Source organism: Micromonospora vulcania, from assembly GCF_042658605.1.
Taxonomy (GTDB): Bacteria; Actinomycetota; Actinomycetes; order Mycobacteriales; family Micromonosporaceae; genus Micromonospora; species Micromonospora vulcania.
This window is the reverse complement of record NZ_JBHSQS010000014.1, coordinates 32,152-53,117: the sequence shown is the minus strand read 5'-3', so window position 1 is coordinate 53,117 and position 20,966 is coordinate 32,152. Positions and strand designations below refer to the sequence as shown.

Here is a 20,966-nt window from a genome sequence, read left to right as displayed (position 1 = left end):
TTCCGATTCATACATGAGAAGAACTCATAAATCGGCGGTGGGTGACGCGACTTACCCCGAGATCAGCTGTCCCACCGGCGGCCTTCCCGGCAGGATCGCGAGCATGCGTGGTCACCAGAGCGAGGCGGCACCGGCCGTCGGGGCCGAACTGCCGGCCGTCCCCGAGCCGGACCTCGCACACCACGGCGACGCGGAGGTGGGCGCGGGTCTGGTCGACCTCGCCGTGAACGTCCGCCAGGCACCGCTGCCGCCCTGGCTGGCCGGTCCGATCGCCGCCACCCTCACCGACCTGGCCCGCTATCCGGACCCGTCGTCGGCCCGGGCCGCAGTCGCCGCCCGACACCGGCGTCACCCGGACGAGGTACTGCTCACCGCCGGCGCGGCCGAGGGCTTCGTGTTGATCGCCCAGGCCCTGCGCGGCGTCCGCCGGCCGGTGGTGGTGCACCCCCAGTTCACCGAGCCGGAGGCGGCGCTGCGAGCCGCCGGGCACCCGGTGGAGCGGGTTCTGCTGGATCCCGCCGAGGACTTCCGGCTCGACCCGGCCCGGGTACCCGCAGACGCCGACCTCGTGATGATCGGCAACCCGACGAACCCCACCTCGGTGCTGCACCCCGCACAGACCGTGGCCGCGCTGGCCCGCCCGGGCCGGGTGCTGGTCGTCGACGAGGCGTTCGCCGACACCACCGCCGCCCCCGGGCTGCCCGGCGAGCCGGCGTCGTTGGCCGACCGCCGCGACCTGCCCGGGCTGCTCGTGGTGCGCAGCCTCACCAAGACCTGGGGCCTGGCCGGGCTACGGATCGGCTACCTGCTCGGCGCTCCGGAGCTGCTGTCCCGGCTCGCCGCCGTCCAACCGCTCTGGGCCGTCTCCACTCCCGCGCTGGCCGCCGCGTCGGCCTGCGCCACCCCCGTCGCGGTCCAGGCCGAACGCGCGATCGCCGCCGAACTCGCCGCCGACCGCGACCACCTGGTCGCCCGCCTGGCCGACCTGCCCGGTGTACGCGTCGTCGGCCGCCCGGCCAGCGCATTCGTGCTGCTGCACCGGCCCGGAGCGATGCGGGTGCGGGCGGCCCTGCGCGATCGGGGCTGGGCGGTACGCCGGGGCGACACCTTTCCCGGTCTCGGCCCGGACTGGCTGCGGGTGGCGGTGCGCGACCCGTCCACCACCGACACGTTCATCGGCGTGCTGCGCGAGATCATGGAGGCATGACGTTGGAGACCACGATCGCGGCGATCCGCCCGCCGGACGCGTCGGCCATGGCCGCCGCCCGCGAGCTGCACGGCCGGCTGACCAAGCCGGCGGGCTCGCTGGGCGCGCTGGAAGAGCTGTCGGTACGCCTCGCCGGCCTGGCCGCGGCCTGCCCTCCGCCCCTACCCGAGCCGGCCGCGGTGGCGATCTTCGCCGGTGACCACGGGGTGCACGCCCAGGGGGTGACCCCGTGGCCGCAGGAGGTCACCGGGCAGATGATCGGCAACTTCCTGGCCGGCGGCGCGGTGGTCAACGCGTTCGCCCGGCAGGCCGGCGCCTCGGTGACCGTGGTCGACGTCGGCGTGGCCACCCCGCTGCCCGCCGGAGCCGCCGACGCGTCCGGTCCGGCCGTCCTCGACCCGTCCACGCCCCGGCTGGTCGCCGCGACCATCCGCCGGGGCACCCGGGACCTCGCGGTCACCGCCGCGCTCACCCGGGACGAGGCGCGGGCGGCGGTGCAGACCGGGATCCGGATCGCCGACGAACTGATCGACGCCGGGGCCGGCATCCTGCTCACCGGTGACATGGGCATCGGCAACACCACACCGGCCGCCGCCCTGGTCGCCGCGTTCACCGGCGCCGATCCGGCCGACGCCACCGGCCGGGGCACCGGGGTCGACGATCCGACGTACACCCGGAAGGTGGCGGTGGTGCGGGCCGCCCTGGCCCGGCACCAGCCCGACCCGGCCAATCCGCTGGGTGTGCTGGCCGCCGTCGGCGGCCTGGAGCACGCCGCGCTGGCCGGACTGATCCTGGGCGCCGCGGCCCGCCGCACACCGGTGCTGCTGGACGGCGTGATCGCGGTCTCCGCCGCGCTCGCCGCCGCCGCGTTCGCCCCGGACGCGGTCAGCGCCATGGTCGCCGGTCACCGTTCGGCCGAGCCGGGCGCGACGGTGGCGCTGCGCCACCTCGGCCTCGACCCGCTGATCGACCTGGGGCTGCGCCTCGGCGAGGGCACCGGAGCGCTGCTGGCGCTGCCGGTGGTCACCGGCGCGGTCCGGGTACTGCACGAGGTGGCCACCTTCGACGCCGCCGGTGTGGCCGAGAAGTGAGCGAGCAACCCATCCGGCGGCAGCGCAGCGAGGCGGCGGCGTGAGCAATCCGTACCCCCTTGGTCTGCGCCTGGAAGGGCGGCGGGTGGTCGTGGTGGGCGGTGGCGCGGTGGCGACCCGGCGGGTGCCGGCGCTGCTGGACGCCGGCGCGGACGTCCTGCTGGTGGCACCGGAGCTGACCCCGGCGCTGCGCGCGCAGGCGGACGCCGGGCGGCTGCGCTGGGTGCCGCGCCGGTTCGCACCCGACGACCTGGACGGCGCCTGGCTGGTCCAGGTGGCCGTCGACGACCCGCTCGCCGCCGAGTCGGTGAGCGTCGCCGCCGCCCAGCGCAGGGTCTTCTGCGTCCGCGCCGACGACCGTACGGCCGCAACCGCCTGGACCCCGGCGGTGACCCGGCACGGCCCGGTCACCGTAGCGGTGCTCGGCGGCGGTGACCCCCGCCGCGCGATGACCGTCCGCGACGCAATCCGCGACCTCCTCGGTGCAAGGAAGGGCACCTTGTTAACGCCTGCGGTAGAGGAAGGGTCCCTTCCTAACGCTCAACCGGGTGGGCGGGTCGCGCTGGTCGGAGCGGGGCCGGGTGACCCGGAACTGATCACCGTGAAGGGCTGGCGGCTGCTCACCGAGGCCGACGTGGTGGTGGCCGACCGGTTGGTGCCCGGCCTGCTGCTGGACGAACTACGCGCCGACGTCGAGCTGGTGGACGCCTCGAAGATCCCGTACGGCCCGTCCCGAGCCCAGGAGGAGATCAACCGGATCCTGGTCGACCGGGCACTTGCCGGTGCCTTCGTGGTCCGACTCAAGGGTGGCGACCCGTACGTCTTCGGCCGGGGCGGCGAGGAGCTGCTGGCCTGCGCGGCGGCCGGCGTACCGGTGACCGTGGTCCCCGGTGTGACCAGCTCGATCGCGGCACCGGCGGCAGCGGGCATCCCGGTGACCCACCGGTCGGTGGCGCACGAGTTCACCGTGGTCTCCGGACACCTCGCGCCCGACGCGCCGGCCTCGCTGGTGCGCTGGGAAGCCCTCGCGGGTCTGCGCGGGACGCTGGTGATCCTGATGGGACTGAAGAACCTGGCCGCCATCACGGCCACCCTGATCGCCCACGGGAGGTCGCCGCAGACGCCGACCGCTGTCGTCCAGGAGGCCACCACGGGCGCCCAACGCTCGCTGCGGTCCACCCTCGGCGCGGTGGCCGCCGACGCCGTAGCGGCGAACCTACGCCCGCCGGCGGTGGTCGTGGTGGGCGACGTCGTGGGCACCCTGGACGTCTGAGGAGGGGCGTCTGCCGCCCCACCACTCCGCGCCCCCGCCACTCCGCCGGCCGCCACTCCGCCTCCCGGCACCCCGCCCGGCCGCGTTGATCACTTTGTCCTGAGTAGTTGTGGCGGGGCCTCTGCAACTACTCAGGACAAAGTGATCTTGGCGGGCGGGACAGAGACGGGCGGCGGAGTGGGGGGCGTGGACTACTGCTTGAGCATGTTGTCCAGCAGCAGAGCACAGCGGATCAGCCCGAGGTGGCTGTACGCCTGCGGGTGGTTGCCCAGCCCGCGCTCGGCGAGCGGGTCGTACTGCTCGGGGAGCAGGCCGGTCGGGCCGGCGGTGAGCACCATCTGCGCGAACAGCTCCTCGGCGTCGGTGCGGCGGCCGGTGCGCAGGTACGCCTCGATCAGCCACGCCGTGCAGATGTGGAAGCCGCCCTCGCGGCCGGGCAGGCCGTCGTCCCAGTGGTAGCGGTAGACGACCGGGCCGCTGCGCAGGTCCGCCTCGATCCGGAGCACCGTGGACAGGAAGCGCGGGTCGTCGCCCGGGAGCAGGCCGGAGAGCCCGATCCAGAGCGAGGAGGCGTCCATGTCCTCGTCGCCGTACGCGACGCTGTACGCCTCGACGTCCTCGTGCCACCCGTGCTCCAGCACGTTGGCGCCGATCCGGTCGCGCAGCTCCACCCACTCGGGCCGGTCCTCGCCGCCGTGCTGGCGCATCACGTGCAGCGCCCGGTCGACGGTCATCCAGCACATCACCTTGGAGAACACGTGGTGCCGAGGTGGCAGCCGGGCCTCCCAGATGCCGTGGTCGGGCTCGTGCCAGCGGCGGCGGACCGCCTCGACCATGTTCTCCAGCACCCGCCACTCGTCCTCACGGACCGAGCCGCGCGCGTCGGCGACGGCCGCGATCAGGTCGGCGATCGGGCCGAAGACGTCCAGCTGGAGCTGGTGGTTGGCGAGGTTGCCGACCCGGACCGGCCGGGAGCCGGCGTAGCCGGGCAGCGTGTCGATGACCGCCTCGGCGCCCAGCTCGTATCCGTCGATCGTGTAGAGCGGGTGCAGCCGCTCCGGGTGACCACCGGTGCGCTCGATGCAGCCGTCCACCCAGCGCAGCAGTGCCTCGGCCTCTTCGACGGAACCCAGGTCGACCAGTGCGCGGGCGGTCAGTGCCGCGTCGCGCAGCCAGCAGTAGCGGTAGTCCCAGTTGCGGACGCCGCCCAGTTCCTCGGGGAGCGAGGTGGTCGCCGCGGCCAGGATCGAGCCGGTCGCCTCGTGGCACAGCCCCCGCAGGGTGAGCGCGCTGCGGGCGACCAGGTCGCGGGCGGTGCTCGGCAGCCGCAGCGAGGCCACCCAGTCCTTCCACGGCTGCTCGGCGGCGGCCTGCCGGTCCTGGATCGGCACCCGGTGGTGCTCCAGGCTGTGCGTACCGAAGCGCAGTTCCAACACGACCTGCCCGCCGGCGGCGTTGAGGTCGACGACCGCCTTGGCGGTCTCGTACCCGCCGTCGTTGCCGACCTGCCACTGCACGCCGGGGGAGTAGAGGGCGATCGGTTCGTTGGAGCCGAGCACCAGCAGGCCGTCGCGCAGCGGCTGCAACTGCACGGCGACCTGGCCGAACTCGGGCCGTGGCGCGAACTCCAGCCGGGTCTTGCCGCTGCCGGTGAGCACCCGCACCAGGGTCGAGTCGCCGGTGACCACCGCGGGGCCGTCCGGGGTGGTCTCCCGGGCCGGCTTGTCCAGCCAGTCGGTGACGGTGAGCCCGGACCACCGGGTCTCCACGGTCATCGTCCCGGAGCGGTAGCGCTGGCCCAGCGGGATGCCGCCGCGTTCCGGGGTGATGCTGAAGTGACCGGCCGGGCTGCCGCCGACCAGGTCGGCGAAGATCGCCGCCGAGTCCGGCTTGGGGTGGCAGAGCCAGCTGATCTTGGCTTCCGGGGTGAGCAGCGCGACGGTGCGTCCGTTGGACAGCATCGAGTGCCGCTCGATGGGCACCGCCCGCTCGCCGAACAGCCAGTGCCGGCGGGTCTCCAGCAGCAGACCGAGCGCCCGGGCCGCCTCCAGCGGATCGGCCACCCGGTAGTCGGCCTGGGTGTCGCCGGGGCCGATCTTGATGCCCAGGTCCGGGCCGTGCAGGTTGCCGAACGCGTTCTCGTCGGTCACGTCGTCGCCGATGAAGAGCACCGCGCTGGCCGCGAGCTGGGTCCGCAACTGGTCGACCGCGGTGCCCTTGTGGGTGGCCACCACGGAGAGCTCGATGACCTCCTTGCCCTGGGTGACCGTGACGCCGTCCCAGGTCGCGGGGCCGATGCGGACGGCCTCGATGGCCGCGGCGGCGATCTGCGGGTCGACCCCGCGCGTGTGCACCGCGACGCTGGCCGGCTTGCGTTCCAGCCGGATGCCCGGGTGCTGGCCGGCGATCTCGCGCAGCGCGTCCCGAACCCGGGTGCGCACCGCGATCAGCTCGGGGGAGAGCCGCTCGACGAAGCCGATGTCGAACTCGGAGCCGTGGCTGCCGACGAGGTGTACCTCGCTGGGCAGCCGGGAGAGCGCGGCCAGGTCACGCAGCGCCCGGCCGGAGACCACCGCCACGGTGGACTGCGGCAGCGCGGCGAGCGCGCGGACCGCCGCCACCGACTCGGGCAGCGGTACGGCCGTACTCGGGTCCTCCACGATCGGCGCGAGTGTGCCGTCGTAGTCGCAGGCGATCAGGAGCTGGGGGACCCGGGCGATCCGACCGATGGCGGAGCGCAACTCGGGGTCCATCACCCCGGTGGCGATCGCTGCTCCGTCGGTGACGGGCGCGTTCACGCGGCCTCCGCCTCGGATACTCCAAGCTCGGAGAGGAAAGACTTGGCCCAGTGCCCCACGTCGTGGGTACGCAGGTGACGTTGCATTGTCCGCATCCGGCGGCGCGCCTCGGTTTTCTCCACGTGCACTGCCCGGAGCAGGGCGTCCTTGACCGCGTCCGGGTCGTGCGGGTTACACAGAAAGGCCTGACGCAGCTCGGTGGCTGCGCCGGCAAATTCGCTGAGCACGAGCGCGCCACCCTGGTCGGCGCGCGATGCGACGTACTCCTTGGCTACCAGATTCATTCCGTCTCGCAGCGGGGTCACCATCATCACGTCGGCAGCGACGTACATCGCGGCCAGTTCACTGCGACTGTACGACTGATGCAGGTAGTGCACCGCCGGCACGCCGACCCGGCCAAATTCGCCATTAATCCGGCCTACCTCGCGCTCCACCTTGACCCGAAGTGCCTGGTAGTGCTCGACGCGTTCCCGGCTCGGCGTGGCCACCTGCACCATCACGGCGTCCGGAACTGTCAACTTTCCGTCAGCCAGCAGTTCGCGGAAGGCCTTGAGCCGCAACTCGATGCCCTTGGTGTAATCCAGCCGGTCCACGCCCAGGATTATCGTCTTCGGGTCGCCCAGTTCGGCGCGGATCTGCTTGGCCCGCGCCTGCACCGCCGGGTCGGCGGCCATCCGCTCCATCTCGTGGGTGTCGATCGAGATGGGGAAGGCGCCGGCCTTCACCTGCCGCCCGTCGACCTGGATCATCTGCCCCTCGTAGCGCAGCCCGAGCAGGTGCCGGGCCAGCCGGACGAAGTTCTGCGCGGCGAGGCGCTGCTGGAAGCCGACCAGGTCGGCGCCGAGCAGACCCCGCAGGATCTCGGTGCGGAACGGCATCTGCATGAACAGCTCGATCGGCGGAAACGGGATGTGCAGGAAGAAACCGATCCGCAGGTCCGGCCGAAGCTCCCGGAGCATCGCCGGCACCAACTGGAGCTGGTAGTCCTGCACCCAGACCGTCGCGCCCTCGGCCGCGACGTCCGCCGCGGCCTCCGCGAACCGTGCGTTGACCAGCCGGTACGCCTCACGCCAGCGCCGCTTGTAGGCCGGCGTCTCCACGGCGTCGTGGTAGAGCGGCCAGATCGTCGCGTTGGACTGGCCCTCGTAGTAGCGCTCCAGCTCCTCGGCGCTCAGCGGGACCGGGTGCAGCCGGATGCCCTCCAGGTCGAACGGCTCGGGGGCGGCACCGGTGCCGCCGGCCCAGCCGACCCAGGTGCCCTGGTGCTCGGCCAACACGGGATGCAGTGCGGTGACGAGCCCGCCCGGGCTGCGTCGCCACTGCCGTCCCTCGGGTGTGCTCACCTCGTCGACCGGCAGGCGGTTCGCCACTACGACAAAGGAGCTACGGACGGTCACGATCGGCCACCTCCGGGTACTGACGGGTCCATCGCGATGAGCGTACTGAGCGTAGCTGCGGCGTCTGGTGCCCCGTGCCGGAGTTCCCTACCCGCCCTCGTGTTCGCCGTATCCTAGAGGTGATCTTGTCGACAGTCTCCGCTCAGAGGTCGATGATCGGCCACGCCTTGGGCAACACCTCGCCGAGCAGCTCTCGTTGATCCGTCATGATCGGTGTGGTCGCCCTCGCGGCCTCCATCGCGGCCTGGGCCAGATCCATGCCGCCAAGGCTCCGCGACCAACCGCCCAGGATCGCGCACATGTCGTGCTCCACCGGTGTCACAACGACCTGGTCCAGGTCGCCGACGATGTCGAGCAGGGGCCAGCCGTCGTGGGCCACCTGGCGGTACGCGGCGGCCAGGCAGAGCGCCGGGACGATCACGGACTGTCGCTTGTCCGCGACCTTCGCGATCTGCTCCCCGACTGCTTCCACGCCTTCGGAGTAGGCGAGAAGACATGCGGTGTCGAGGACGAGACCGGCGTCAGTCACGAATCGTCATCCGTCCGCGAGATGCCTCGCTCAGCAGGGCGGCTGCCTGCGCGCGCAACTCCGGAGTGATCTTCGCGTGTGCCTCGTCGAGTTTCCTGCCCGCCTCGGCGAGACCTTCGTCGGTGAGCTGGAAGCCCACCTGTCGAAGTGCCCGCCGTGTGCGCTCGCCAGCCATCCGCTGACGAACGCTGTCGGTGATGAAGGCGGAAACGTTGGGTTCCTCCGCGAGTCGCTCCGCCACGTCGTCGGGCACGCTGATCGCGATCTTCTTGGTCATACCAGAAACGTTAGCTGGTGATACCTCGCTCGCCAATGCGCCTCGCCGGCGTACTCCCGGGGCGGGGTGATGTGGGCGAAGCGTGCCGTACCTGTCAGGATTGACGATGGCGTGCGTGCGGCCGGCCCCCGGCCGGCGGCGGCGGGCGAAGATCGGAGCCCGCGCCGCGCCGCCGCTCAGGCGACAGCAACCGACGGAGGTAGCCCGCACCGTGGCCCAGTACATCTACGTCCTGGAAAAGGCGCGCAAGGCGCACGGCGACAAGGTCGTGCTCGACAACGTGACGTTGAGCTTCCTGCCGGGGGCCAAGATCGGTGTGCTCGGTCCGAACGGCGCCGGCAAGTCCAGCCTGCTCAAGATCATGGCAGGGCTGGACAAGCCGAGCAACGGCGAGGCCCGGCTGATGCCCGGCTACACCGTCGGCATGCTCGCCCAGGAGCCTCCGCTCAACGACTCCAAGACCGTGCTCGGCAACGTCGAGGAGGCGGTCGCCGAGACCAAGGCCAAGCTGGAGCGGTTCAACAAGATCGCCGAGCAGATGGCCACCGACTACTCCGACGAGCTGATGGAGGAGATGGGCAAGCTCCAGGAGGAGCTGGACCACCTCGACGCCTGGGACGTCGACTCCAAGCTCGAACTGGCCATGGACGCGCTGCGCTGCCCCCCGCCGGACGCCGACGTGACCCAGCTCTCCGGTGGTGAGCGCCGCCGGGTCGCGCTCTGCAAGCTGCTGCTGGAGGCGCCCGACCTGCTGCTGCTCGACGAGCCCACCAACCACCTGGACGCGGAGAGCGTCTCCTGGCTGGAGCAGCACCTGGCCAAGTACGCCGGCACCGTCATGGCGATCACCCACGACCGGTACTTCCTGGACAACGTGGCCAACTGGATCCTGGAGCTGGACCGCGGCCGGACGTACCCGTACGAGGGCAACTACTCCACCTACCTGGAGAAGAAGGCCGCCCGGCTGGCCGTCGAGGGCCGCCGCGACGCCAAGATGAAGAAGCGCCTCACCGAGGAGCTGGAGTGGGTCCGCTCCAACGCCAAGGCCCGGCAGACCAAGTCCAAGGCCCGCCTGGACCGGTACGACGAGATGGCCACCGAGGCGGAGAAGACCCGCAAGCTGGACTTCGAGGAGATCCAGATCCCGCCGGGCCCGCGCCTGGGCAGCACGGTCATCGAGGCGTCCCACCTCACCAAGGGCTTCGGCGACCGGGTGCTGATCGACGACCTGTCGTTCTCGCTGCCGCGCAACGGCATCGTCGGCATCATCGGCCCCAACGGCGTCGGCAAGACCACGCTGTTCAAGACCATCGTCGGGCTGGAGCAGCCGACCGACGGCTCGGTCCGGGTCGGTGAGACGGTCTCGCTGTCGTACGTCGACCAGAACCGTGAGGGCCTCAACGGCGACAAGACCGTCTGGGAGGTCGTGTCCGACGGGCTCGACTACCTGATGGTGGGCAAGGTCGAGATGCCGTCGCGGGCGTACATCGCCGCGTTCGGCTTCAAGGGCCCGGACCAGCAGAAGCCGACCAAGGTCCTCTCCGGTGGCGAGCGCAACCGGCTCAACCTGGCGCTGACCCTGAAGATCGGCGGCAACGTCATCCTGCTCGACGAGCCGACCAACGACCTGGACGTGGAGACCCTGTCCAGCCTGGAGAACGCGCTGCTGGAGTTCCCCGGCTGCGCCGTGGTCATCTCGCACGACCGGATGTTCCTGGACCGGGTCGCCACGCACATCCTGGCCTGGGAGGGCGACGACCAGAACCCGGCCAAGTGGTTCTGGTTCGAGGGCAACTTCGAGGCGTACGAGAAGAACAAAGTCGACCGTCTCGGCGCGGAGGCCGCCCGGCCGCACCGGGTGACGTACCGCAAGCTGACCCGCGACTGACCGGCCGACAAGGTGTCTGACCGGTTCGTCTACCACTGCACGCTGCGCTGGTCCGACCTGGACGCGTACGGCCACATCAACAACTCGCGCTTCCTCACCCTGTACGAGGAGGCGCGGGTGGCGTTGATGTTCGCCGGCGGCCGGGCGTGGGGGGTCGGCTCGTTCGCCGACGGGGTCGTGATCCGTCGGCACGAGGTCGACTACCTGCGCCCGGTCGACTACGCGCTGGGCCGGGCCACCGCCGAGGCGGCGCCCACCGTCCGGATCGAGCTGTGGGTGGAGGAGATCCGGGCCTCCCGGTTCACCGTCGCCTACGAGCTGTACGACGGCGAGGTTCTGGCCAGCCAGGCCCGCTCGGTGCTGGTGCCGTTCGACCTGTCCCGTCAGGTGCCCCGGCGGATCACGCCCGAGGAGCGGGAGTTCCTGCTCACGTACGCCCCGCAGGGCGGCGGGGCGTGACCCGGCCGGATCGGGTGGCGGCGTCGACGCCCGAGCACGGCCTGACCGGAGTGACCGACGCGGGGGCGTTCCTGGCCCGGCTGGTCCGGCTGGATCCGGTCGCACCGGTCCGGCTGCGGCCAGCCGGTGCCCCCGGCCGGGTCGCCCTGTGGGCCCGGCTGCCGTGGCAGGTGCTGGTGGTGCGGACGGTCGCCGGCGGACCCGCCGACGGTGCCGCAGGGGACGTCACGGTGGCCGCCGCAGAGCTGCTGGCGGAGCTGGAACGCGGTGGCGGGGCGCTGCCGTCGCGCCGGGACGCGCAGTGGCGGTGGCCACTGCCGCCGGTGCGCAGCCGCCCGGTGGAGGCGCTGCCGGTGGCCGAGCTGCGGCGGATCGCGGACGCGGCGGCCGGCACCCTGCGTACCGCCAGCGAGCAGGGCGTGGCCGGTCGTGCGGTGGGCCAGCGGGTACTGCGCGACGCGCTGCTCGACCACGTGGCCGTGCTGGTCACACCGGACGATCCGCCCGGGCCGCCGGTGGAGGTGTCTCAGCGGCTGGTGCAGGGACTGGTCCGGATGGGCTTCCTCGGCCCGACCGAGAGCCCCGCAGGCGCTACCACCGAGGCCGCCGTCCAGGTGCGGGTCGCCAGCCGGTGGGTTGGCCTGGTGGGACCATACGGAGCGGCCTGGTCGCAGAAGGCCACCGATCTTGCCGTGACACCCCTGGCTACTCGTCCGAACGGATGACCCCGGCTCATTCTTCTGGCCCGGGGCGGTCGTTGGGGGGATGCTTCAACCCGGCTGTCCGGGTACCGTCCATCCTCGGATCCAACGCACCGTAGGCGGCTGGATCCGCTGGGGAGTGAGGTGCACGAGCGATGCCGTGGTGGTCATGGCGCCCGGGTCCCACCGAGGGTGGCGAGCCGGAAGCCCGAAGCGGGATCACAGTGGAGAGCGCGGTCCGGGTCGGGCCACCCAGCCCCCGTCAACCGGGGGACGACTGCGCGGCCAACGAGCGGCCCGTGCTGACCGAGATGCCCGCCACCATCGAGCCGGTGAGCCTGCGCCGGGTCTGTGACGCACTCGATCTGCTCGACGTGCGATATCTGGCCGACGGCGACGGCAACCTGCTGGCCATGTGGGAGCGGCACGCCGTACTGGTCACTCTCGAAGGGCCGGAGGACGAGATCCTGGTGATGCGGGCCCGTCCGCACGCCACGGTGCCGCCGGACTGGGCCGACCGGGCCTACCGGGTGGTCAACGAGTGGAACCACACCCGGCGGTTCTGCAAGGCGTACATCGGCGATCCGACCGAGCGCGGTCAGCTGCCAATCTACGCCGAGCTTCAGGTGCCGCTCGGCGCCGGCACCCACGACGCACTGCTGGTCGAGATGCTGGACTGCGGCGCGGCGGTGGCCACCAGCTTCGTGGACTGGCTGCACGACGAGGGCGCGCTGCTCTGACGCCGGGACGGGCCGGGAGCCCGGCACGGGGCCGTCAGTGGCCGGCGGCCGGGTCCTCGGTGGCGTTGACCATGAAGTACGCGGCCCGCTCCAGGTAGTCCCAGAGTGTGCCGGCGACCTCCGGCTCCAGTTCGAGCCGGTCCACCGCGCGGCGCATCTGCCGCAGCCAGGCGTCCCGCTCGGCCTCGCCGATCCGGAACGGGGCGTGCCGCATCCGGAGCCGAGGGTGCCCGCGCTGGGCGGAGTAGGTGTTCGGCCCGCCCCAGTACTGCATCAGGAACAGGGTCATCCGATCCGCTGCCGGACCCAGATCCTCCGGGTACATCGGTCGCAGCAAGGGGTCGGTGGCCACGCCGGCGTAGAACTCGTCCACCAGCTTGCGGAAGGTGGGCTCGCCGCCGACCGCCTCGAAGAGGGTCGTCGACGCACCGGGACGGTCGGAGTCACCTGCGGGATTCACCGTTCCATCCTGCCAGGTGCGCGCGGTGCCGGCCCGACCCGGACGCCGTGGGTCGGGTCACGCCACGGCCCGCACGCGTCGGCTCGCCGGAGAGGGTCAGCTGACCGCGTGCCGCCGGCGGCCGTCACCGGGCCACGAGTCGGAGTCCACCGCCGGGTCGTCGGTTGTCGGCCCGGCCGGTGGCGTGGCGTTGGCCTCGGACGCCGTCGTGATCGCGGAGTCCACCGTCTGCCGGTCCGGCCAGCGCAGCACGACCAGAAGCATGAGCAGCGCGCCGACGGCACTCCACACCCCCACCACCCGGGGGATGCCGAACCGTTGGGCGAGCACGCCGGTGAGTAGCACCGCCACGCCCTGGATGACCTGGATGCCGGTGGCCATCACGCCGAAGGCGCGGGCCCGGAACGCGCCGGGCAGCGCCTGGACGAAGAGCACGTTGGCCGTCGGCATGATGCCGCCCACCGCGAACCCGCAGAGCAGGGCGAGCACCGCCACCACCAGGGGCGGTGGATCGAACAGGGCGGGCACCAGGACCAGCGGGGCCAGCACCGCCAGTGGGCGCATGAGCGCCAGCCGGCGGGTCGGGCCGAACAGCCGACTCACCAGTAGCCCGCCGAGGATGAAGCCGACCGGATTGGCGGCCATGATGATCGCCTGGACGATCTCCGGGTCCAACTGGTCGATGGGCTTCTTGTTGGCCCAGGCGGCGGCCAGCCCCTCCGGCACGATCGAGAAGAACATGGCGCTGTAGACCAGTACCGCGATCGCGCGCAGCACCGTCGTGCCGAACACCATCCGGAACCCCTGGCCGGTCTCGCGCAGCAGGTGGCTACGGTGCGCGGCGGTCATCAGCGCCGGGCGGGCCCGTACGCCGAAGCGGACCAGCAGCGCCGAGAGCGCGAAGGTGGCCGAGTTGAACAGCAGCGCGACGGCCGGGTCGATCGCGGCGATGGTGGCACCGAACAGATAGCCGACGACCTGGGCCGCCTGGCCGACGCTGCTGTTCAGGGAGAGCCCGAGCGCGAGCCGGTCACCGGTGAGGATCACCGGCATCAGTGCCGATCTCGCCGCCTGGCCCGGCGGGTTGGCCAGCGTCGCGATGAAGATGAGGACCAGCACCGCCTTGGTCGGCAGGTTGGGAAGGGCGATCACCAGCATCAACAGCATCCGGATCACGTCGCAGACGACCATCACCCGCCGGTACGGGTAGCGTTCGGCCAACGCGGCGAGCAGCGGGCCGCCGACCAGCCAGGGCAGGAAGCTCACCGCGAAGGCGGTGGCCGAGAGCGCGACGGACTTGGTCTGCTGGTAGACCAGCAGCGTGACGGCGGCCTTGGCGACATAGTCGCCGATCCAGGAGAGCGTGCCGGCCACGAAGATAGCCCGGAACTCGCTCTGGGCGAACACCTCGCGAAAAGTGGCCGGGCCTTCCGCAGTGGAAGGTCGCTCGTCGGGCACCGTCGCCTCCATCGGCCCCCGGGGGTGGCTGCTCGTGACAGCCCTGCCGGGAACTCTCGTCAGATCTACGGATCAGCGAGGATGTGACCACGCTCCGGCGGGAACGCGTGTTCCGGATTCTGCCCGATCATCTGACAACTAGCTAGGGCGAACGGATCGTTCGTCGCATCCCCGACTGAACGAACGGACGATACCCGAGGGGCCGGGTGGCTGGCGACCCCTACGATGTCGGTCAACGATTTGCCTGGTCAGGTCGCTCCACCCTGACCAGTCTCGCCGTCGTCGAGCGGCGGCCGGTTCGGCAGGCCGGGAAAGAGGCGTGCGGCGGCGATCTGGGCGGTGATCCCCGAATTCTCCAGGGCCTCCGCCAGCCGTCGGCGCAGTTCCCGGGCCACCGCGAACTGCCCGTCGGCGGTCGTCTTGACCACGGTACGGATCACCGCGCCGTCCACCGTCATCTGCTCGACGCCCAGCACCTCCGGCGCCTCCACGATCTCCGGCGACAACTCCGGATCCATCGACATCGAGGCGGCCGCGGTCCGCAGCACGGCGGTGGCCTCCTCGGTGCCGGAGAAGCCGATCGGCAGGTCCACCACGACCAGGGCCCAGCCCTGGCTCTTGTTGCCCACCCGGATGATCTCGCCGTTGCGGATGTACCAGAGCACACCGCGGCCGTCGCGCACGGTGGTGACCCGTAGCCCGACCGACTCGACCACACCGGTCGCCTCACCCAGGTCGACCGTGTCGCCCACGCCGTACTGGTCCTCGATCAGCATGAAGAGCCCGGCGATCAGGTCCTTGACCAGGCTCTGGGCGCCGAAGCCCAGCGCGACGCCGACGATCCCGGCGCTGGCCAGCAGGGGGGCCAGGTCGAAGCTGAACTCACGCAGGATCATCAGCAGCGCGATGCCGAAGACGAACGCGGTGGTCATGCTGCGCAGCACCGAGCCGATCGCCTCGGCCCGCTGCCGACGCCGCTCGGGTACGAACTCGGTCGGGTCGACCGGGCCGGTGGGGACCCGCTCGCGCAGCGGCCGGAGCATCGTCGGCACCGCGCCGTCGGTGGTGGTCCGGACCAACCGGTTGATCGTCCGGTGCAGCGCCCAGCGGGCCACCATCGCCACCGCCACTATCAACAGCACCCGCAGCGGTTTGAGCAGGATCCAGTAGCTGCCCTCGGCGAACCAGGCCGAGTTGGTCAGCTTGTACAGGAACAGGCAGGTGGAGCTGCCCTGGCAGTCCGGCGGCGCGGCGGTGGACAGGGCGAGGGGGATCAGGCTGGTGGCACTCACCCTGTCTTCGTACCGCAAGGGGCCGTGCCGCCCACCGCCGACCCACCGGCCGGGTGACCCGCCGCCGAGGGCCGCATCGAGTTCCGCGTCGGCACCGGACTGACGTTCTGGTCGAAGTACTGAGCGCCGGCCCGGTCCCAGACGTGTTTGACGCCCGGATGTCCCTACCAGCACGGACGATCGAGGGGCCGCGGAGTATGCGCCGGGCTTGTACCGTCCTCGTCATGCCGGAATCTGCCAATGTCGATCATGCCGGCGCCGGTTGGTTGGATCGGCGTCGTGACGTGGCTGGGTGGCTGCTCACGCCACTGGTCACGCTCGTGGTGGCCCCAGTGACGGCGGCTAGTGCCGGGGTGCTCGTACTGTTCTTCTACGACCGCCCCAGGCCACCGGAGCTCTGCGCGTCGGCGGTGGCCGACAACCGGTGCGAGGAGACCATCCTCGGCATGTGGGGCCTGCACCTGGCGCTCTTCGGCGCGATGTGGCTGCTGCTCTGGCTGGTGCCGTGGTGGCGCGGGTTCCGCACGCTGCGCGTTCTGCTGGCCATCATCGCTACCGCCGTGCTCGTCGCCGTGCCGATACGAATGGTCGGCTGAACAGGTCGCGGGACTGCAGGCCGCCGGCGCTGAGCTGGGAGGACGCTTCGTGAAGATCATCGGGCACAACCAGGGCACAACTTAGCTTCGATCTTGGATGGCCGATGACCCTGCCCGCTGGCCGTTGGCCTTCCGTAGGAGCTGGCCGACTAAGGCGTGTCCTGCCGATCTTGGTGATTGGTCGGGCGTTTCAGCCGGCTCGTCCGCGAATGGGACCCCTCATACCTCACCCAGGCTCGGGACGTGGGCGACCCGTCTGGCTGATGATCATGGCCTGCTCCGCTACGACGTCTGCGGCAGCCAGGGGCGGGACCTGGACTGGATTGGTGGCTCGGTCCGCAGCCGTGATCGAACCCACCAGCCGTGGCTGAGCGGCTAATCGACCAACCGCTCGCATGCCTCCCGGACGGCGGCTGCGAACGGGCCGGGTCGCGGCTCAATACGAATCTCATCCGCCAGGAACTGTGCCGTGCTCTCGTGGCAGCTCACCAGGAAGTGACGCGTCCCGGATGGCGACCAGGTCTCCTTCGGAAACGCTTGACGGTTGTAGGCGCGCAGCCGCTGCGTCCATGGTGAGTCGCGTACCTCGTAGAACCCGTAACCACGGTCTTGCAGTCGCGGATCGCCCATCGCGGCCTCGTCGTTCGGGTACCCGAAAACCGATTGGGAACAGCGCACGAACGTCACAATGGCTGGACCTACCGGCTGAAACTGCCGGTCGACCACCAAGAGGGCGAGGATGGCGTCCGGCCCGTCGGTGTGTAGCAACATCTCGCCTGAACCCGCTGGCGAAGGACTGAAGCCCAGATCGAGATCGATGACCTGGTCCGCCTCGATGCCGTCGCTCTGATCGATACTTAGCACGGAAACAGTATGGAGCAGAACGGCCCACATAGGATGCTCGCTGCCGCACCGTTCGGACGGCCAGTGCACGGAGCGTGGTAACGATCGGATGAGGCTGATGGCCCACGAACATTTGGCGGATTGTCACGTAGGTCCTGAGACCGGACATGAGACGGGTAGCACCTCCGTGAGAACTTTCAGTACGAGATCAAGGCGGCCCGCTTCGCAGGCCGCTCGCGCCGCCGACCAGGGGCCGACCGACACCGGTCGCCGATCGGGGACCCCGCGCCCTTAGCGCAAGCGCACGGGCGCACCCCGACCGGTTGCAGCCCCGCCGGCAGCGCGACATACGAAGAAGCCCGGGCCGCCATGAGTGTTGGCAAATCCGGGGCTTCGATGTTGAAGGCGACGACCAGGGCGTGTTTCCGGCGGGGCGCTCAGGCACTCTGGGATGGCGGAAGGTGGGACGGCACCCACCGGTTTGAGGGCGCGCCAGAGCGAGTCCGCTTCCCTACGAACTGCCACTCAGGGATCCTGATCTTTCTCTGGCTTTCTTCGCCTCCTGCTGAAGTTGATCGTATTCAGCAAGTTTTCTCCGCATGGTATCAGTCGCAGTCCTGACCTCCGCCAGCCGCATTTCCAGTTCAGCCGCTCTTGCTTTGGCGGTGATATAGGAAGCATGGGTTGCCTCGGCGTTCGCTGCCGCGTGCGCCGCTGCTCTCTCTTGCACCTCCAAGGCTCGTCGAGTATGGGCAAGTTGGTCAACTATGAACTTTGCTTCTAGATGGGAGTCCGACTCTTTTTGCTCTATCTCGCGTTCGATGTTGCGGACTCGTGTGACCAGCTCGGCGAGCATGTCTTCAAGGGTTCGGCGCGGTTCGGTGGCCGGTCCCGACGCGGAGCGTGCTTCTGCTACTGCGATCTCAAGTCGAGGCCACATTGCCTCGAACAAGGTGTCAATGGAATCACGTGGTCTCGGATTCTCTGCCAGCTCGCTGAGTTCATAAACGAGGCGTCGCATGCCCTCTCCGTCGAGTTTTCGAGCCTGGAAAGAGTGCAACGGTGAAGTGATATCTGATGGTTCCAGATCTATGCAAAGTGGAACAACGCGCGCTTGCTCCAAGCCTTTTGCGAGTGCGCCTGCCTCAAACAATAACCATGGTGCGGCTTGGTTGCTTCGCGTAACGCAAACGATTCCGAAGTTCGTTGCATCGAGCGAGTGGGCTATCGACTCGTTCCACCTTGCGCCGCTTTGAATCTCCTCGTCGGACATCCAAGGTTCGACGTGTTAAACAACGACACTGAGCCACTCACGTAAAGCGCGAGCGATTTGGCGGCTGGGTTCGCCGCTCCAAGAGATAAAGATCTTCAAGTTGTCCCTCCGGCCGTCACGGTGGGAAGAACACAGGCGATGGGCCACGGTCGATGATTTGGTGTAGCGCAGCGCAGAACCCCGCCAAACTGCTTGGGGGAAGGTTCCGATCCAGAAATGATCAACCGATCTGCGGTGATCCCGCTTGCTGAAGGTGCGCGCAACCCCGACGGGACCTCGACGCGTCAGGAGAGCTGGGAGTTGTAGACGGGGAAGGGGCGGACCCGAAGATCATCGGGCACAGATCCGGCACAACTGCGGCCGGCAAGGGCTGTCAACCACTGTCAGGCAACGGCAGAGTTCGCCCAGGCTGGGGCAGCGTTGCGTCCCGGTACGGGTGATCCGCTTACCAGAAGCAAGATTAGTGCGTGCAATCCGGGGGCCGATCAGGGACTATTGGCGCAACGGACGTCGGTGATCGGCCGACGTCGACCGTGTGGGCCGTCGTGCCCGGCCCCGGTCGGCGGCGGTACGCAGCAGCCGCTGAACCGGGAGGGTGAGCGCGATGCCTGACATACGACCCACGGTGGGCTCCGGCGCGTTGGTCCTCAACGCCACCTACGAGCCGCTGTGTGTCGTGTCGGTGCGTCGTGCCGCGATCCTCGTCCTCACCGCCAAGGCGGTCTGCGTCGCCGACGGCGACGGAATTCTGCACAGCGCCCGCGACGCGCTTCCGGTGCCGTCGGTGGTTCGGTTGACTCGCTTCGTACGCGTGCCCTACCGCACCCACGTCGGGCTGTCCCGCCGGGCGATCTTTGCCCGGGACGGCTGGCGGTGCGCTTACTGCCGAGGCCCGGCCGAGACCATCGACCACGTTTTTCCGCGCAGCCGGGGTGGCCGGCACGCCTGGGAGAACGTGGTCGCCGCCTGTGCCCGGTGCAACCACACCAAGGGGGACAAGACCCCGGCCGAGATGGGGTGGCGGCTGCACGCGTTGCCGGCCGCACCGAAGGGCGCGGCCTGGCGGGTGCTCGGGCACCGCGCCCCCGACCCCCGCTGGGCCGACTGGCTGGACCTCCGCGAACCCGAAGCCGCCGCCTGACCCACCCCCGACCCCGCCACGTGAGCCCGCTGGCCGAGGCACCCGTCGGCCCCACGAGGGGTTTGCGGGAGCCGCAAACCCCCACCTCAGCCACCAGACCGAGCCTTGACCAACGAAGCGAACACCACCACGTTGTCCGAGTAGCCGGTCTCGCCACCGACCCATCGGCCACCGCAGGTGATCAGCCGCAGGCTCGGTCGGCTGAAGTCCCCGTACACCTCGTCCACCGGCAGTTGCCCCTTGTCGAACCGTTCCACCGAGTCCACCTCGAAGACCGCCACGCTGTGGTCGGTGCGGGTGACCTCGATCTGGTCACCGGACCGCAGCTCCCGCAGTTGGTGGAAGACCGCCGGTCCGGTGGTGGTGTCGACGTGTCCGACGATCACCGCCGGGCCGTACTGCCCGGGTGTGGGGCCCTGGTCGTACCAGCCGGCTTCCTGGGCGCGGCCCACGTCCGGTACGGCGATCGTGCCGTCCGGGGCGATGCCGACGTCGTGCACCGGCGCCCGCAGGTCGAGCGTGTCGATGGTGAGGCCCACCGGACGGCTGGCCGGCAGCACCGGAAACTTCTTCGGCGGCGGACGCAGGCCGGCGCTGAGCCCGTCCGGCAGCACGCTGATCCCGGTCACCTGCTCGACGCCGAGCATCGCCACGATCAGCACCATCAGCGCGGCGATGGCCAACGCCGGCAACCCCGGTCCGGTGCCGAGCCGGTGCCGCGCCAGTGGCGTCCCGGCCGGGCGGCGCGGCGGCAGCGGCCGGGCGGCCGGGTCGGTGGTGGCGACGCTGGCAGAACCCGCCTGCCCGGCGACCCGACGTAGCCGGCCGGACGCGCGGGCGACCAGCCGGGCGGAGGCGCGCAGCGCCGCACCGGGCCGGGACCGGGCACCGCGGTCCGGCCGCGCACGCGCGGATGAGCGGGTCATGGCGGCTCCGGCTCAGGAGCCGGCTCCGGTCCGCCGCCGACCGCCCGCCATGCCGAATGCGACCGCGGTGGCCACCAGCGCCACGCCGCCGAGCACCAGCAGCGAGCCGGTACCCCGGCCGCCGGCGGTGCCGCCGCCTCCGGTCGCCGGCCCCTTGCTGGGCGACGCCATGTTCAGCACGGTCAACGTGGTCGTGGCCCGCTGATCGTTCGGGCAGGTCAGGTCGACCGTGTAGTCGCCGGGCTGCTTGTTGCCCGGGATGGTCACCTCGCCGCGCAGGAAGCCCTTGTCCGGTCTGACCACCACGTGCCCGAACGCGTCGGAGTGCACGTTGGCCTGGCGGTTGTTGTCGTTGTCGCAGTTCGCCCGGATCGTGACCCGGGTGCCGGCCGGTGCGCTGTTCGGCGTCACCTCGACGGAGGTGGTGTCACCGGCTCGTGCCGGTGCGGCAGACAACAGGACGAACGCCCCGACCAGACCCACGAGTGTCAGGACGGCCGAGAGCGCGCGGTTGATCGTGCGAATTCCGTGCATGATTTCCCCCTCCCGGCGACTACCGCCGGAACCCTCCCCTGGGCACTCGCGCTGCTTTCCCGCTGGCCCCGGGGCAAACCCGC

20 protein-coding genes are annotated in these 20,966 nt (G+C 70.6%); 9 read left to right on the top strand and 11 right to left on the bottom strand.

Annotation, left to right across the window (positions count from 1 at the left end; translation table 11 throughout):
• Positions 1–103: 103 nt before the first annotated feature.
• Genes cobC through cobA form a run of 3 tightly spaced genes read left to right on the top strand, consistent with a single transcriptional unit; the run spans position 104 to position 3,571 of the window.
• The gene (gene cobC / locus ACFQGL_RS22220) at positions 104–1,207 is read left to right on the top strand and encodes an Rv2231c family pyridoxal phosphate-dependent protein CobC (protein ID WP_377514216.1); all 1,104 of its coding nucleotides are present in this window, start codon (positions 104–106) and stop codon (positions 1,205–1,207) included.
• Positions 1,204–2,298, top strand: coding sequence for a nicotinate-nucleotide--dimethylbenzimidazole phosphoribosyltransferase (gene cobT / locus ACFQGL_RS22215; RefSeq protein WP_377514214.1), 1,095 nt, complete (start codon positions 1,204–1,206; stop codon positions 2,296–2,298). The genes cobC and cobT overlap by 4 nt, the downstream gene beginning before the upstream one ends.
• 40 nt (positions 2,299–2,338) lie before the next feature.
• On the top strand, positions 2,339–3,571 hold the full coding sequence (cobA, locus tag ACFQGL_RS22210) for a uroporphyrinogen-III C-methyltransferase (protein ID WP_377514213.1): 1,233 nt from the start codon (positions 2,339–2,341) through the stop codon (positions 3,569–3,571).
• A gap of 191 nt (positions 3,572–3,762) precedes the next feature.
• Here cobA and otsB read toward each other — a convergent pair whose 3' ends face one another.
• From otsB to ACFQGL_RS22190, 4 genes are all read right to left on the bottom strand, one after another.
• A complete protein-coding gene (gene otsB / locus ACFQGL_RS22205; protein WP_377514344.1) occupies positions 3,763–6,324 on the bottom strand; it encodes a trehalose-phosphatase in 2,562 nt (853 codons plus the stop codon).
• Between the two features lie 41 nt (positions 6,325–6,365).
• The gene (locus ACFQGL_RS22200; protein ID WP_377514212.1) at positions 6,366–7,766 is read right to left on the bottom strand and encodes an alpha,alpha-trehalose-phosphate synthase (UDP-forming); all 1,401 of its coding nucleotides are present in this window, start codon (positions 7,764–7,766) and stop codon (positions 6,366–6,368) included.
• A gap of 142 nt (positions 7,767–7,908) precedes the next feature.
• Complete coding sequence (locus ACFQGL_RS22195; RefSeq protein ID WP_377514210.1) at positions 7,909–8,295, bottom strand: hypothetical protein; 387 nt, start codon at positions 8,293–8,295, stop codon at positions 7,909–7,911.
• The gene (locus ACFQGL_RS22190) at positions 8,288–8,572 is read right to left on the bottom strand and encodes a hypothetical protein (protein WP_377514208.1); all 285 of its coding nucleotides are present in this window, start codon (positions 8,570–8,572) and stop codon (positions 8,288–8,290) included. Before ACFQGL_RS22190 ends, ACFQGL_RS22195 begins: the two co-directional genes overlap by 8 nt.
• Before the next feature lie 211 nt (positions 8,573–8,783).
• On the opposite strand from ACFQGL_RS22190, the gene ettA reads away from it, so the two are divergent.
• From ettA to ACFQGL_RS22170, 4 genes are all read left to right on the top strand, one after another.
• Positions 8,784–10,460, top strand: coding sequence for an energy-dependent translational throttle protein EttA (gene ettA, locus ACFQGL_RS22185; RefSeq protein ID WP_377514207.1), 1,677 nt, complete (start codon positions 8,784–8,786; stop codon positions 10,458–10,460).
• Positions 10,461–10,472: 12 nt separating this feature from the next.
• Entirely contained in the window at positions 10,473–10,919 is a 447-nt protein-coding gene (locus ACFQGL_RS22180) for an acyl-CoA thioesterase (protein ID WP_377514206.1), read from the top strand.
• Positions 10,916–11,644, top strand: coding sequence for a DUF8185 domain-containing protein (locus ACFQGL_RS22175; protein ID WP_377514205.1), 729 nt, complete (start codon positions 10,916–10,918; stop codon positions 11,642–11,644). The genes ACFQGL_RS22180 and ACFQGL_RS22175 overlap by 4 nt, the downstream gene beginning before the upstream one ends.
• A gap of 131 nt (positions 11,645–11,775) precedes the next feature.
• Complete coding sequence (locus ACFQGL_RS22170) at positions 11,776–12,360, top strand: type III secretion system chaperone family protein (RefSeq protein ID WP_377514203.1); 585 nt, start codon at positions 11,776–11,778, stop codon at positions 12,358–12,360.
• Positions 12,361–12,394: 34 nt separating this feature from the next.
• Here the strand turns inward: ACFQGL_RS22170 and ACFQGL_RS22165 are convergent, their stop codons facing one another.
• From ACFQGL_RS22165 to ACFQGL_RS22155, 3 genes are all read right to left on the bottom strand, one after another.
• Positions 12,395–12,820 (bottom strand): globin, encoded by a 426-nt coding sequence (locus ACFQGL_RS22165; protein ID WP_377514201.1) that lies wholly within the window; start codon positions 12,818–12,820, stop codon positions 12,395–12,397.
• A 96-nt stretch (positions 12,821–12,916) separates the two neighbouring features.
• Entirely contained in the window at positions 12,917–14,290 is a 1,374-nt protein-coding gene (locus ACFQGL_RS22160; protein ID WP_377514198.1) for an MFS transporter, read from the bottom strand.
• Between the two features lie 236 nt (positions 14,291–14,526).
• The gene (locus tag ACFQGL_RS22155; RefSeq protein ID WP_377514197.1) at positions 14,527–15,588 is read right to left on the bottom strand and encodes a mechanosensitive ion channel family protein; all 1,062 of its coding nucleotides are present in this window, start codon (positions 15,586–15,588) and stop codon (positions 14,527–14,529) included.
• 206 nt (positions 15,589–15,794) lie between these two features.
• Between ACFQGL_RS22155 and ACFQGL_RS22150 the strand changes: the two genes are divergently transcribed.
• Entirely contained in the window at positions 15,795–16,166 is a 372-nt protein-coding gene (locus tag ACFQGL_RS22150) for a hypothetical protein (RefSeq protein WP_377514195.1), read from the top strand.
• A 375-nt stretch (positions 16,167–16,541) separates the two neighbouring features.
• On the opposite strand, the gene ACFQGL_RS22145 is transcribed toward ACFQGL_RS22150, so the two are convergent.
• Positions 16,542–17,030: a hypothetical protein gene (locus ACFQGL_RS22145; RefSeq protein ID WP_377514193.1), complete on the bottom strand. Its 489-nt coding sequence runs from the start codon at positions 17,028–17,030 to the stop codon at positions 16,542–16,544.
• Between the two features lie 490 nt (positions 17,031–17,520).
• Entirely contained in the window at positions 17,521–18,282 is a 762-nt protein-coding gene (locus tag ACFQGL_RS22140) for a hypothetical protein (protein WP_377514192.1), read from the bottom strand.
• Positions 18,283–18,886: 604 nt separating this feature from the next.
• Here ACFQGL_RS22140 and ACFQGL_RS22135 point away from each other — a divergent pair.
• Positions 18,887–19,423 carry an HNH endonuclease gene (locus tag ACFQGL_RS22135; RefSeq protein ID WP_377514190.1) on the top strand — a complete coding sequence of 179 codons (537 nt, stop codon included), beginning with the start codon at positions 18,887–18,889 and terminating at the stop codon, positions 19,421–19,423.
• A gap of 86 nt (positions 19,424–19,509) precedes the next feature.
• Here ACFQGL_RS22135 and ACFQGL_RS22130 read toward each other — a convergent pair whose 3' ends face one another.
• Together ACFQGL_RS22130 and ACFQGL_RS22125 are read right to left on the bottom strand one after the other, a co-directional pair.
• Positions 19,510–20,349, bottom strand: a complete 840-nt coding sequence (locus tag ACFQGL_RS22130) for a class F sortase (RefSeq protein ID WP_377514189.1) — start codon at positions 20,347–20,349, stop codon at positions 19,510–19,512.
• 12 nt (positions 20,350–20,361) lie between these two features.
• Positions 20,362–20,883, bottom strand: coding sequence for a cupredoxin domain-containing protein (locus tag ACFQGL_RS22125; protein ID WP_377514188.1), 522 nt, complete (start codon positions 20,881–20,883; stop codon positions 20,362–20,364).
• Positions 20,884–20,966 lie beyond the last annotated feature (83 nt).